The 12,356-nt window shown below is 74.0% G+C and carries 12 protein-coding genes and 1 pseudogene; 9 read left to right on the plus strand and 4 right to left on the minus strand.

Annotated features, from left to right (window positions below; translation table 11 throughout):
• Positions 1-287, minus strand: a pseudogene (locus LJ221_RS20200) (CDP-alcohol phosphatidyltransferase family protein); the annotation flags it as partial.
• Between the two features lie 289 nt (positions 288-576).
• On the opposite strand from LJ221_RS20200, the gene galE reads away from it, so the two are divergent.
• The 3 genes from galE to idi all read left to right on the plus strand — a co-directional run bounded on the left by galE (position 577) and on the right by idi (position 3,416).
• A complete protein-coding gene (gene galE, locus LJ221_RS20205) occupies positions 577-1,596 on the plus strand; it encodes a UDP-glucose 4-epimerase GalE (protein ID WP_241718145.1) in 1,020 nt (339 codons plus the stop codon).
• Positions 1,597-1,773: 177 nt separating this feature from the next.
• Positions 1,774-2,712, plus strand: a complete 939-nt coding sequence (locus LJ221_RS20210) for a cation diffusion facilitator family transporter (RefSeq protein ID WP_241718146.1) — start codon at positions 1,774-1,776, stop codon at positions 2,710-2,712.
• Between the two features lie 143 nt (positions 2,713-2,855).
• A complete protein-coding gene (gene idi, locus LJ221_RS20215; protein ID WP_241718147.1) occupies positions 2,856-3,416 on the plus strand; it encodes an isopentenyl-diphosphate Delta-isomerase in 561 nt (186 codons plus the stop codon).
• A gap of 31 nt (positions 3,417-3,447) precedes the next feature.
• Here the strand turns inward: idi and LJ221_RS20220 are convergent, their stop codons facing one another.
• On the minus strand, positions 3,448-3,861 hold the full coding sequence (locus LJ221_RS20220) for an ATP-binding protein (RefSeq protein WP_374228516.1): 414 nt from the start codon (positions 3,859-3,861) through the stop codon (positions 3,448-3,450).
• Between the two features lie 406 nt (positions 3,862-4,267).
• Here LJ221_RS20220 and LJ221_RS20225 point away from each other — a divergent pair, with 406 nt between their 5' ends.
• From LJ221_RS20225 to LJ221_RS20240, 5 genes are all read left to right on the plus strand, one after another.
• Positions 4,268-5,062, plus strand: coding sequence for an enoyl-CoA hydratase/isomerase family protein (locus LJ221_RS20225; protein ID WP_241718149.1), 795 nt, complete (start codon positions 4,268-4,270; stop codon positions 5,060-5,062).
• Positions 5,063-5,071: 9 nt separating this feature from the next.
• Positions 5,072-5,935, plus strand: coding sequence for a hypothetical protein (locus LJ221_RS20230; protein WP_241718150.1), 864 nt, complete (start codon positions 5,072-5,074; stop codon positions 5,933-5,935).
• Between the two features lie 81 nt (positions 5,936-6,016).
• Positions 6,017-6,142, plus strand: coding sequence for an LPFR motif small protein (locus LJ221_RS23345; RefSeq protein WP_254716883.1), 126 nt, complete (start codon positions 6,017-6,019; stop codon positions 6,140-6,142).
• A 90-nt stretch (positions 6,143-6,232) separates the two neighbouring features.
• Positions 6,233-8,662: a Tex family protein gene (locus LJ221_RS20235; RefSeq protein WP_308314822.1), complete on the plus strand. Its 2,430-nt coding sequence runs from the start codon at positions 6,233-6,235 to the stop codon at positions 8,660-8,662.
• A 216-nt stretch (positions 8,663-8,878) separates the two neighbouring features.
• On the plus strand, positions 8,879-9,859 hold the full coding sequence (locus tag LJ221_RS20240; RefSeq protein WP_241718151.1) for an acyl-ACP desaturase: 981 nt from the start codon (positions 8,879-8,881) through the stop codon (positions 9,857-9,859).
• 98 nt (positions 9,860-9,957) lie between these two features.
• Here LJ221_RS20240 and LJ221_RS20245 read toward each other — a convergent pair whose 3' ends face one another.
• Positions 9,958-10,653 (minus strand): ester cyclase, encoded by a 696-nt coding sequence (locus LJ221_RS20245; RefSeq protein ID WP_241718152.1) that lies wholly within the window; start codon positions 10,651-10,653, stop codon positions 9,958-9,960.
• Between the two features lie 337 nt (positions 10,654-10,990).
• Here LJ221_RS20245 and LJ221_RS20250 point away from each other — a divergent pair, with 337 nt between their 5' ends.
• Complete coding sequence (locus LJ221_RS20250) at positions 10,991-11,752, plus strand: DUF1206 domain-containing protein (RefSeq protein ID WP_241718153.1); 762 nt, start codon at positions 10,991-10,993, stop codon at positions 11,750-11,752.
• Between the two features lie 70 nt (positions 11,753-11,822).
• Here LJ221_RS20250 and LJ221_RS20255 read toward each other — a convergent pair.
• Positions 11,823-12,356: uridine kinase (locus LJ221_RS20255; RefSeq protein ID WP_241718154.1), on the minus strand; the 534-nt coding region annotated here is incomplete at its 5' end.

Here is a 12,356-nt window from a genome sequence, read left to right on the forward strand (position 1 = left end):
GAGACGGCGCGGGCCAGGGCCTCGCGCGCCCCGGGCCGGACGGCCAGCGCGCCGGGGATCGCGGCGGCGGGGAAGCGCGGGTCGGTCAGGGCCAGCCGCAGGCTGTGGGTGTGCCCGACGAAGCGGGAGTCGACGAGGGCGACGCGCTCACCGGCCGGGACGGCCGCCAGGGCCGCCTCCGCTCCGGCGGCGTCCTGCGCCACCCGCACGTCGAAACCCAGCGATCGCAGACTGCCCTCCAGGGGCGCCCCCGCGACCGGCGGACCGGTGAGAATGGCGGTCGACAAGAACGAACTCACTCCTTGGAAGCCGTACCGTCCGCGGCGCGGTCCGTAAGCGAGCGGCGTCCGGGCAGCGGTCACAGTGCGCCGTCACCCGTTCGGGGCGGGCAGCACGTGGCCAGAGGTTATCGGATAGGTGGAAGCTTCCGTTCACCCCGCATTCACCGGGCGGGGCCGTCCCGCCGTCACGAAAGGTGACAGAACAACACGAACCACGTTCCAGGATCCTCGATCCCGGCGACTCGCACAAGGAGCGCGCCCACGACGGCCCGCGGCCGCTGGTTAGGCTGCGACCATGACATGGCTGGTGACCGGGGGGATCGGATACGTCGGCGCGCATGTGGCGCGGGCGATGGCGGAAGCCGGCGAGGGGGTCGTCGTGCTCGACGACGTCTCCAGCGGCCTGCCCGAGCGGCTGCCCCCCGGCGTGCCCCTGGTGCGCGGCTCGGTCGCCGACCGCGCTCTGCTCGACAGCACGATCGCCGGGCACGGTGTCACGGGCGTGGTGCACCTGGCGGCGAAGAAGCAGGTGGGCGAGTCGGTGGAGCATCCGCTGACGTACTACCGGGAGAACCTGTACGGGCTCACGGTGCTACTGGAGGCCGTGGCCGCCGCCGGGGTGCGGCGGTTCGTGTTCTCCTCCTCCGCGGCCGTCTACGGCATGCCGGAGGTGGACTCGGTCACCGAGGACACCGCATGCGTCCCGCTGAACCCCTACGGCGAGACGAAGCTGGCGGGCGAGTGGCTGGTGCGCGCCGCGGGGCGGGCGCACGGGCTGTCCACCGCCTGCCTGCGCTACTTCAACGTGGCGGGGGCCGCGCGGCCCGAACTGGTCGACATCGGCGTCTCCAACGTCATCCCGACGTTCTTCGACGCCCTCACCCGCGGTGAGGCCCCGCGGATCTTCGGCGACGACTATCCCACCCCCGACGGCACCTGCGTGCGCGACTACATCCACGTCGCCGACCTGGCCCAGGCCCATCTGACCGCCGCCCGCCGTCTGGCCGAACGCCCGGCCGGCGGGGACCTGACGGTGAACGTGGGCACCGGCGAGGGCGTGTCGGTGCGGGAGCTGGCCGATCTCGTCGCCGAGACCACCGGCATCCGCGATCCCGCCCCGGTGGTCGTCCCGCGCCGCCCGGGGGATCCCGCGCGGGTGGTCGCCTCGGCCGAGCGGATCGGCGGGGAACTGGGCTGGGCACCCCGGTACGGGGTACGGGAGATGGTGGCCTCGGCCTGGGAGGGCTGGCGCCTGCGCCGGCCCGGCCCCCGCGCCGGAGGCCCCCGGCGGGACGCGGACGCGCTCCCCGGGTGATCCGGGCCGCTCCCCCGAACGGGCGTGCGCCATCCGCCAGATGAATGGAAAGGGCAGGTCAGAGGGGATGACAACGGTGTTCAGTGTCGCGTTGCCCCATGCCCCCGCCCGTAGTTCACTGGGACCCGTCCGCACCGGTCCTACGCGGCGCCGGCCGCTGTACGGGAGGCATCATCCATGGGCGCAGGGCACAACCACGGCGGGGCGCGGCCGGCCGGTCCGGGCACGGCGGGAGCCGCGTACCGGGGGCGGCTGCGCGCCGCTCTGGCCATCGCGGTCGTCCTGCTGCTCGCCGAACTCGCGGGCGCCGCGCTGACCGGTTCGCTGGCGCTGCTGGCGGACGCCGGCCATGTGGCCACCGACGCGGTCGGCATCGGGATGGCGCTGCTGGCGATCCATGTCGCCAACCGGCCCGGCAGTGAGCGGCGGACCTTCGGTCTCGCCCGCGCCGAGATCCTCGCCGCACTGCTCAACGCCCTGCTGCTGCTCGGGGTGGGCGGCTACATCCTGGTGGAGGCCGTCGAGCGGCTACGCCGTCCCGAGGAGGTCCCCGGCGGGCTGACGGTCCTGTTCGGCGTCGTCGGCCTGGCCCTCAACGGCCTGTCCCTGGCCCTGCTGACGCGCGGGCAGCGGGAGAGCCTGAACGTGCGGGGCGCCTTCCTGGAGGTGGCGGCGGACGCCCTGGGTTCCCTGGCGGTGATCGCCGCCGCGCTGGTGATCATGTTCACCGGCTGGCGGCAGGCCGACCCCGTCGCCTCGCTGCTGATCGCGGTGCTGATCGTGCCGCGGACGGTGAGGCTGGCGCGCGAGGCGATCGACGTCCTGCTGGAGGCCGCCCCCCGGCATGTGGACATGGCCGGGGTGCGGGCGCACATCCTGGGCGTGCCCGGGGTGGAGGAGCTGCACGACCTGCACGTGTGGACCATCACCTCCGGCATGCCGGTGCTCTCCGCGCACGTGGTGGTCGGCCGGGAGGCGCTGGAGGCCGAAGGGGGCCACGACAGGATCCTGCGGGACCTCCACAGCTGCCTGGGGCGGCACTTCGACGTCGAGCACTGCACCTTCCAGCTGGAGCCGCACGGGCACGCGGCGCGCGAGGGGCGGCTGTGCCACTGACGCCCCGCCACCGCCACCGCCACCCACGGGGATCCCGTACCGCCCGCCCGGCGAGCGGTCCCCGTCCGTGTACGGCACACTGGAGCGGACGGTCGGAACACGGGAACAACGCCGTTCCGACACATGCGCGGTGAAGGGCGGACATGACCAACGGCACGGCGGACCCGATCATGCTCGAGCTGGTCGACGAGGACGGCAGAACGATCGGGACCGCGGAGAAGCTCTCCGCCCACCGAGCCCCGGGCCGGCTGCACCGGGCGTTCTCCGTCTTCCTCTTCGACGACATGGGCCGACTGCTGCTCCAGCGCAGGGCGCTGGGCAAGTACCACTCCCCCGGGGTGTGGTCCAACACCTGCTGCGGCCATCCCTACCCCGGCGAGCCGCCCTTCGTCGCCGCCGCGCGGCGGGTCGGCGAGGAACTGGGCGTGGCGCCCCGTCTGATGCGGGAGGCGGGGACTGTGCGCTACAACCATCCGGACCCGGCCTCGGGCCTGGTCGAGCAGGAGTACAACCACCTCTTCGCGGGCCTGGTGTCCGACACACTCCGGCCGGACCCGGAGGAGATCGCGGAGACGGCGTTCGTGACGCCCGGTGAACTGCTCAAGCGGCACGGGGCGGAGCCGTTCTCGGCCTGGTTCATGACGGTGCTGGACGCGGCACGGGGAGGCATCCGCGAGGTGACCGGGGCCTCGGCCGGCTGGTGAAGCGACCGCCGCCGGACCGCACGGTCGCGGTTCAGCGGGCCGGTGGCACCGACGGCGGCAGAGGGGGCAGCGGCAGGGCGACCCGGACCACCTTGCCCCCGAAGGCGGTCCGCTCGGTCTCGCAGGAGCCGCCCGCCTCGGCGACGACGGCTTTGACCAGGAGCAGCCCCCGCCCCCCGGTGTGATCGTGCCCCGGGACGGCGGCCAGCGCCGCCGGGCGGTAGGGATGGCCGTCCTCGACCCCCAGGCGTATCCGGCCGGCGTCGAGGGATATCTCGACGCCGATCTCCGCGGAGAGCAGGGCCGCGTGCCGCACCGCGTTGGTGACCAGTTCGGAGAGGACCAGCAGCAGGCCGTCCATCAGCTCGCCGACGACCGGGGCGCCCCTGCGGCCGACGAGGTCCCGCACCGCGCGGCGCGCCCGGGGCACGGAGGACTCGTGCACCGGGACGGTGAACCGCCAGGCGCCGTCGTACGACCGTGGCCCCTCGTACGGCTGCGGCCGCTCCCTCGGCTGCGGGAGGGGTCGCGGTGGCGCGGCCCGAGGGTCCGGCGCCGTGGCCGGCGTCCGTCCGTACCGGTCAGGGAGGGGATCCCCGAGGATGTCCATCTGCCGCACCCCGCTATCGGCTCTCGCCGGCCGTTTCCGTCCGACCCGGTTCCGGACCGGTTTCTCGCGACGAGTGTCGGCCCCCCGCGCGCGCGGCCCGGCCCTGTGACTGCAAGTCGACACTTTTCGATGGCAATTGACAGAAGGCTTACGCGCCGTTCGCGGCGGCGACTGACCCTGCGCGATCGTTTCTGCGAACCCCGTCCCGGCCACCGGTCCCCCTGCCGCTACGATCCGGCCCATGTCCGCGCACACCCCGCCGGCCGGCGGTCCGGCCCTGTCGGTCTCCGTCCGGGACGGCGTCGCCACCCTCACCATCGGCAATCCGGCCAAGCGCAACGCGATGACACCGGACATGTGGCGCCGGATGCCCGCCGTGCTGGAGCGGCTCGCCGCCGACCCCGCCGTACGGGCCCTGGTCCTCACCGGCGAGGGCGACACCTTCTGCGCGGGCGCCGACATCTCCGCCCTGCGCGAGGGCGACGAGGAGTCCCGCCGTCTGGCGGTGGCCGCCGAGGAGGCGCTGGCGGCCTTCCCCCGGCCCACGCTCGCGGCCGTGCGCGGACACTGCGTGGGCGGCGGCTGCCAGCTCGCCGTCGCCTGCGACCTGCGCTTCGCCGCCGAGAGCGCCCTGTTCGGCATCACGCCCGCGAAGCTCGGCGTCGTCTACGGCGCCTCCTCCACCCGGCGCCTGGTCTGCCTGGTCGGCCCGGCCACCGCCAAGTACCTGCTGTTCTCCGGCGAGCTGATCGGCGCCGAGCGGGCCCTGCGCACCGGGCTGGTCGACGAGGTGCACCCGGAGGGCGAACTGGACGGGCGGGTCGCGGCGTTCGCGCGACTGCTCGTCTCGCGCTCGCAGCTCACCCAGGTGGCCGCCAAGGAGTTCGCGAACGGAGCCTGGGACGGCCCCGTGCCGCCGGAGCGGGTCGCCCACTGGGAGGAGCGCGCCAGGGAGAGCGGCGAGCGGGCCGAAGGGGTGGCCGCTTTCCTGGAACGGCGTCCTCCGGTCTTCACCTGGCAACTTACCGACGGGTAGCGTGCGGGTATGACGTCCCTTCCCGCCAAAGCCGGACGGCGCTGCCACAACGTCGTCAACCCGCTGCACTCGGCTCTCTACTTCGCCCCCGACCTGGCGCACGAGCTGGCCCCCTACGGCATCGAGGACCCCTCCGCGGTCTATTTCGCGGGCCGCGCCGCGGCGCTGGGCCGGGTCGGCCCCGGGGTCGTCACCGCCACCTTCCACAACTTCCACCACACCCTCGTCGCCCGCCATCTGCCGGCCGTGTGGGAGCTGGCCGCCCCCGAGACCGTGCTCGCCGCCCGGCTGCGCGCCGCCGACTCCATGCTGCGGCGCCTGCTGGGCGAGGAGGCGGTGGCGTCGAAGGAGACGGCCGAGGCCGCCGAACTCGCGCTGCGCGCCGCCGAGGGGTGCGTCCGACCGGGCCGTCCGCTGTACGCGGCGCTCGCCGACCTCCCCGTGCCCGAGGCCCCGCACCTGGCCCTGTGGCACGGCGCCTCGCTGCTGCGCGAGCACCGCGGCGACGCTCATGTCGCCGTCCTCCAGCACGCCGGGCTGGACCCGCTGGAGGCGCTGGTCAGTCACACCGCCGGCGGCCGCGGCATGAGCCCGAGATGGGCGCTGGCCACCCGCGGCTGGAGCCGCCGGGACTGGGAGGAGGCCCAGGAGCGGCTGCGGGGACGCGGGCTGCTGGACGGCGACGGCGAGCTGACCGGGGCCGGCGCCGCGCTGCGCGGGGAGCTGGAGGCGGAGACCGACCGGCTCGACGCCGCGCCGTACGAGCACCTGGGCGCGGCGGGCACCGAGCGGCTGACCGAGCTGTGCGGCGCCCTCACCGGCGCGGCCCTCGCCGCGGGCGCCTTCCCCGCGGACGCGTTCGGCAAGGGCTGAGGGGGAAGCCGAGAGGGAGGAAGCCGGACGAAAGGGGAACGGAACGGGTTTGCCCGGCGCGAAAGCGGCCACGCGGTTGGCATGTTCAAAGCCATAGCAGACGCGCTCCGTACCGTCGGCGGCGCCATCGCGACCGTGGTGACGCTGCCCTTCCGCCTCCTGGCCCGCCTCTTCGGCGGGGCTTCACGCACCGGACGCCGCGCCTGACCGTCCGCCTGCCGGTGCGGCCTGTAACAATGCGGGCTACCGGGGGAGCACCCAGCACCGAGTAAGGCGGAACGGATCGTGACACAGTCCATCGGAGAGACGCCCGTCGAGGGCGCGGCACCGGCCGGCACGTCCGGCGCGGCGTCCGTCGAGGGCAGGATCGCCGAGGAACTCGGCGTACGGGAACGGCAGGTCAGGGCCGCCGTCGAGCTGTTCGACGGCGGCTCGACCGTGCCGTTCGTCGCGCGCTACCGCAAGGAGGCCACCGGCGGTCTGGACGACGCGCAACTACGCGCCCTGGAGGAGCGGCTGCGCTACCTGCGGGAGCTGGAGGAGCGGCGGGCGGCGATCCTGGAGTCCGTGCGCTCCCAGGGCAGGCTCGACGCCGAGCTGGAGGCCCGCATCCTGGCCGCCGACTCCAAGGCGCGCCTGGAGGACGTCTACCTGCCCTACAAGCCCAAGCGGCGCACCAAGGCGCAGATCGCCCGCGAGGCGGGCCTGGAGCCGCTGGCCGACGGTCTGCTCGCCGACCCGTCCGTGGCCCCGTCCGCCGCCGCGGCGGCGTTCGTCGATCCGGACAGGGGGGTGGCCGACGCCTCCGCCGCGCTGGAGGGCGCCCGCGCGATCCTGACCGAGCGCTTCGGCGAGGACGCCGACCTGATCGGCGAGCTGCGCGAGACGATGTGGCGGCGCGGCAGGCTGGTGGCGAAGGTGCGCGAGGGCAGGCAGGAGCAGGGCGCCAAGTTCGCCGACTACTTCGACTTCTCCGAGCCCTTCACCGAGCTGCCCTCGCACCGGGTGCTGGCGATGCTGCGCGGTGAGAAGGAGGAGGTCCTCGACCTCTCCCTGGAGCCGGAGCCCGAGCCCGCCGGGGAGGGTTCGGAGGGCGGGGCCCCTCGTGAGACCGCCGGCCCCTCCGACTACGAGCGCGCGATCGCCCGCCGGTTCGGCGTCGAGGACCGCGGCCGTCCGGCCGACCGCTGGCTCGCCGACACCGTGCGCTGGGCCTGGCGCACCCGCGTCCTGGTGCACCTGGGCATCGACCTGCGGCTGCGGCTGCGAACCGCCGCCGAGGACGAGGCGGTCGCGGTGTTCGCGGCCAACCTGCGCGACCTGCTGCTGGCCGCCCCCGCCGGCACCCGCCCCACCATGGGCCTGGACCCGGGCTTCCGCACGGGTGTGAAGGTCGCCGTCGTCGACGCCACCGGCAAGGTCGCCGCCACCGAGACGATCCACCCCCACGTCCCGCAGAACCGCTGGAAGGAGTCGCTGGCGACGCTGACACGGCTGGCGCGGGAGCACCGGGTGGAGCTGATCGCCGTGGGCAACGGCACCGCCTCCCGCGAGACGGACCGGCTGGCCGCCGAACTGTGCGCCGCGAACCCGGAGCTGAAGCTGACGAAGGTGATGGTCTCGGAGGCGGGCGCTTCGGTGTACTCCGCCTCCGCCTTCGCCTCCCGTGAGCTGCCGGACCTGGACGTCTCGCTGCGCGGCGCGGTCTCCATCGCCCGGCGCCTGCAGGACCCGCTGGCCGAACTGGTCAAGATCGACCCCAAGTCGATCGGGGTGGGCCAGTACCAGCACGACGTCTCCGAGGTGAAGCTGTCGCGCTCGCTGGACGCGGTGGTGGAGGACTGCGTCAACGGCGTCGGCGTGGACGTCAACACCGCGTCCGCGCCGCTGCTGTCCCGGGTGTCGGGCATCGGCGCGGGCCTGGCGGAGAACATCGTCGCCCACCGTGACGCCAACGGCCCCTTCCGCGGCCGCAGGGCACTCAAGGACGTCCCCCGGCTCGGCCCCAAGGCGTACGAGCAGTGCGCGGGCTTCCTGCGCGTCCGCGGCGGGGACGACCCGCTGGACGCCTCCGCCGTCCACCCCGAGGCGTACCCGGTGGTACGCCGGATGGTGAAGACGACGGGCAGCGACGTAGCGGCGCTGATCGGCAACACCACGGTGCTGCGCGGCCTGCGGCCGCAGGAGTTCGTGGACGACACCTTCGGCCTGCCGACGGTGACCGACATCATCAGGGAGCTGGAGAAGCCCGGCCGCGACCCGCGCCCGGCGTTCCGCACGGCCACCTTCAGGGAGGGCGTGGAGAAACTCGGCGACCTGGAGCCGGGCATGGTCCTGGAGGGCGTGGTCACCAACGTCGCCGCGTTCGGCGCCTTCGTGGACGTCGGCGTCCACCAGGACGGCCTGGTCCATGTCTCGGCGATGTCGAAGGCGTTCGTGAAGGACCCGCGCGAGGTGGTGAAGTCCGGCGACGTGGTGAGGGTCAAGGTGCTGGACGTGGACGTGCCGCGCAAGCGGATCTCGCTGACGCTGCGGCTGGACGACGAGACCGGTCCCGGCGCGGGCGACGGCGGCGGCCCGGCCGGCGCTCGGCGCGAGGGCGGCCGGCGTGCCTCCGCTCCGCGCCCGCGCCGGGGCGACCGGCGTGGCGGGGGCGGACGGGGCCGTGAGGCGGCTCCGGCCAACAGCGAGATGGCCGAGGCCCTGCGCCGCGCGGGCCTGCTCTGACCGACCGGACGGCCCGGGGGGGGCGGAGCTGTGCGCCGCCCCCGCCGTTCCGCGCCCTCTCCACGGCTCCGCCGGCTCCGTGGTCCCGCCCCGGGCACGCACCGTCCACGCCTGCCCACGGAACCGATATTGTCTTTTTCGGGCCCGCCAACCTACGGTTTCGTAACCTACGCTCTCGTAGGTATCGTTTCCCGTCGTTGCCCCCGTGGAGCCTTCATGACCCTCGCCACCCCGCACGTCCCCGGCTCGGAGCAGTGGACGGACACCCGTCTGCTCTATGCCCTGGAAGAGGTGGTGGAGAAGGAGCTCAACCGTCATCTGAAGGTCGCCAAGGACTGGATGCCGCACGAGTACGTTCCCTGGAGCGACGGCCGCGACTTCGACGGCCCGCTCGGCGGCGACCCCTGGGGGCCGGAGCAGTCCAAGGTCACCGACATCGGCCGCACCGCCCTGGTGGTCAACCTGCTGACCGAGGACAACCTCCCCAGCTACCACCACGAGATCGCCACCCTCTTCGGCCGCGACGGCGCCTGGGGCACCTGGGTACACCGCTGGACCGCCGAGGAGGGACGGCACGGCATCGTGATGCGCGACTACCTGCTGACCTCCCGCGCCGTGGACCCGGTGAAGCTGGAGGAGTTCCGGATGGCGCACATGTCGGAGGGGTTCGAGTCCGACAACCGGCACTCGATGCTCCACTCCGTCGCCTATGTCGCCTTCCAGGAACTGGCCACCCGCATCTCCCACCGCAACACCGGCCACCAGTCCGGCGACCCGGTCTGCGACCGGATGCTCGCCCGCATCGCCACCGACGAGAACCTGCACATGGTCTTCTACCGCAACCTGCTGCGGGCGGCCTTCGAGCTGGCCCCGGACCGGACGATGTCGTCGGTGCGCGACGTGGTGGTGGGCTTCCGGATGCCCGGCCACGGCATGCCCGGCTTCGAGCGGGCCGCCGCGCAGATGGCGATCGGCGGAATATACAACCTGCGCATCCACCACGACGACGTGCTCCAGCCGGTGCTGCGCCATCTGAGGGTCATGGAGATCGGCGGACTCGGCCCAGAGGGCCTGAAGGCCCAGGAGGAGCTGGGCCTGTACCTGGACGGTCTGGACGAAGAGGCCCGAAGGCTGGACGAGCGCCTGGCCGCCCGCCGCGCCCGTATCGAGGCCCGCAAGGCGGCCGCCGCCTCCTGAACGGCCCCCGCCCCTGGGGTGCGGACGGTCCGGGCGCCTCCCCACACGGACGCGTCCGGGCCGCCCCGGTTAGATAGGTCAGCCGGTCCGGCTCCGGGTCAGATCCCGACGGCGCCGACCTGCCGCAGCAGCCCGAGGTCGTCCCAGTTCCACCAGCTCTCCGCGATCTTCCCGTCCTCGAAGCGGAAGGTGACGTGGCCGGTCCCGGTGATCTCCTTGCCGGTGGGGTCCAGCCCCTGGTACGGCCCGGAGTGGCGCCCGGTGTAGGACAGCCGCGCGCAGACCCTGTCGCCCTCGGCGAACAGGTCCTCGACGACCATCACCGGCTGGAACGCCTCCAGGATCTCCTGGTTCTCCTCCTTGGCCTGCGCGAGCCTGACCTCGTAGGAGGAGAGCGAGGGGTCGTGCTCGCGGTAGTCGTCGGTGCACAGCCCGTCGGCCGCGTCCAGGTTCCGCCCGTTGACCACCTCCTCGACGAAGGTGCGGGCCACACCGGTGTTGAGCTGCTCGTCCCGGGAGACCTCCAGATCGGTGAAGGTCGGCTCCCCCTCGCAGGCCGCCACCAGCCGGTGGAAGACCCGGTCGGTCTCGGGCAGGTGGGAGTTGCGCATCGCCTCCTCGTAGGAGGGGAATTCCACGATCTCCACCACGTGGTCGGGGTCGGAGCGGTCGCGCGCGACGACCGAGTGGGTGGCCGTCCGCTTGCCCTGGGTCGCCTGCACCCAGTCGTCCATCAGCCGGTCCAGCTCGTCGGCCTGGTGGGTCCTGCAGTCGATGACCTGGATGAACGTCATGTTGTCGCCTCCCGCCGTCGAAAGAGTCCGAGGCAGTTCCAGGCTATCGCCGCCATGCGCCGTATGTCCTCATCTGCCGCTTGAACCCCTCTCCTCCGAGAGGTCTTCCACAGCTGAGGACCGGATGCCCGGCACCGCGTGGGGATCCCGCTCCCCGCCCCGGTCGTGCGACGGATTCCGTAGACAAGGTCCCGTGAGCTTGCGACCACCCGACCGGGCCGGCCCCCGCCCGCGCGTCGGCGCGCCCGCCGGGGGCAGACGGGGCGGTATGAGGACATCGACATCGACATCGGCATCGATACGCGGAGGCGCCAGACGGGCCGCGCACAGCTCCGCCATGACGGCCGCCGCCCGCTGGGGGCTGGCCGCCTACGGCGTGATCTACCTGCTGATCGGTCTGCTGGCCCTGCGGATCGCCCTCGGGGAGCGGGAAGGCGAGGCGAACAGCGACGGCGCGTTGCGGGAGCTGGCGCAGCAGCCGTTCGGGAACTTCCTGGTGTGGGCGGTCGGCATCGGGCTGGCCGGGCTGGCCCTGTGGCGGCTTTCGGAGGCCGTACTGGGCGCGGCGCGCCCGAAGGGCCACACGCCCAAGGAGCGGCTGCGCTCGGCCGCCCGGTTCGCGGCGCTCGCCGTCCTGGCCGCTTCGGCGATCACCTTCGCCGCGGGAACCGGGAACGGCGGGACGAGCGGCGACCGGCCCGAGGATCTCACCTCCCGGGTGTTCGAGCTGCCGGCGGGGCGCTGGCTGGTCGGCGCGCTGGGCCTGGCGGTCGTCGCGGTCGGCGTGTGGAGCGGGGTGCGGGCGCTGCGGCACAGGTTCCGCGAGGAGCTGGGCCCGGTTCCGGCGCGCGTGCGCCGCGCCGTGGACGTGCTGGGTGTGGCGGGCGGCCTCGCGCGCGGGGTGGTGTTCGCGGTGGCGGGCGGCTTCGTGGTCCTGGCGGCCGTGCGGTACGACCCGGACGAGGCCAAGGGCCTGGACGAGTCCCTGCGCACCCTGGCCGCCGCCCCGGCCGGCCCGTGGCTGCTGGCGGCGGTCGCCACGGGGCTGGCGCTGTACGGGCTGTTCCTGTTCGCCCTGGCCCGCTGGCACAAGGGCTGATTGAGGGCCGGAGAACGGGACGGCCGGCCTCCGGCCCCGGGCGCCGGCGGCCCTGCCGGGCGACGGCGGGTCAGCCGGTCCAGGCCGGGTGGCGGGGGTCGTCGGCGCGGACGACCACGTCGGCGGCCCGTCCCGGCCGCGCCTCCTCCTCGTAGCGGGCGAAGGCGGGCAGCGTCCAGTGGTCCTCGGCCGGCGTACGGCGGGCCAGGGCGGCGGGGGTGAGCAGCAGGTGGACCGCCAGGTCGAAGGGGAAGCCACGGCCGAGCAGCAGCCGACCGTCCATCACCAGTACGCCGCCGGACGGCAGTTCGGCGTACGGGCTGCGGGTGGCGCGGTCGGTGGCCGGATCCCACAGGTCGGGCAGCACCCGGCCGGTGCCGCCGGGGCCCAGCGGGCCGAACACCTCGCGCCACAGGGCGCCGTCGTCCAGCCACAGGTCGTAGTACGCGTCCGGGTCCCGGTGGCCGTACTCCAGGCGCAGGGAGGCGGGCCGCAGGAAGCCGGCCGCGCTCACCCGGTGCACCGGGCGGCCGCGCAGCCGCAGCGCCTCGGCCAGGTCGTCCGCCCACTGCCGCGGCAGGGCGGCCGGGGCGCCGTCCACGGC

It is taken from the genome of Streptomyces sp. CNQ085, from assembly GCF_022614595.1.
GTDB lineage: Bacteria > Actinomycetota > Actinomycetes > Streptomycetales > Streptomycetaceae > Streptomyces.

Coding starts and splice junctions, on each gene's coding strand:
- galE (WP_241718145.1), top strand. CDS start 577: ATGACATGGCTGGTGACCGGGGGGATCGGATACGTCGGCGCGCATGTG.
- LJ221_RS20210 (WP_241718146.1), top strand. CDS start 1,774: ATGGGCGCAGGGCACAACCACGGCGGGGCGCGGCCGGCCGGTCCGGGC.
- idi (WP_241718147.1), top strand. CDS start 2,856: ATGACCAACGGCACGGCGGACCCGATCATGCTCGAGCTGGTCGACGAG.
- LJ221_RS20225 (WP_241718149.1), top strand. CDS start 4,268: ATGTCCGCGCACACCCCGCCGGCCGGCGGTCCGGCCCTGTCGGTCTCC.
- LJ221_RS20230 (WP_241718150.1), top strand. CDS start 5,072: ATGACGTCCCTTCCCGCCAAAGCCGGACGGCGCTGCCACAACGTCGTC.
- LJ221_RS23345 (WP_254716883.1), top strand. CDS start 6,017: ATGTTCAAAGCCATAGCAGACGCGCTCCGTACCGTCGGCGGCGCCATC.
- LJ221_RS20240 (WP_241718151.1), top strand. CDS start 8,879: ATGACCCTCGCCACCCCGCACGTCCCCGGCTCGGAGCAGTGGACGGAC.
- LJ221_RS20245 (WP_241718152.1), bottom strand. CDS start 10,653: ATGACGTTCATCCAGGTCATCGACTGCAGGACCCACCAGGCCGACGAG.
- LJ221_RS20250 (WP_241718153.1), top strand. CDS start 10,991: ATGACGGCCGCCGCCCGCTGGGGGCTGGCCGCCTACGGCGTGATCTAC.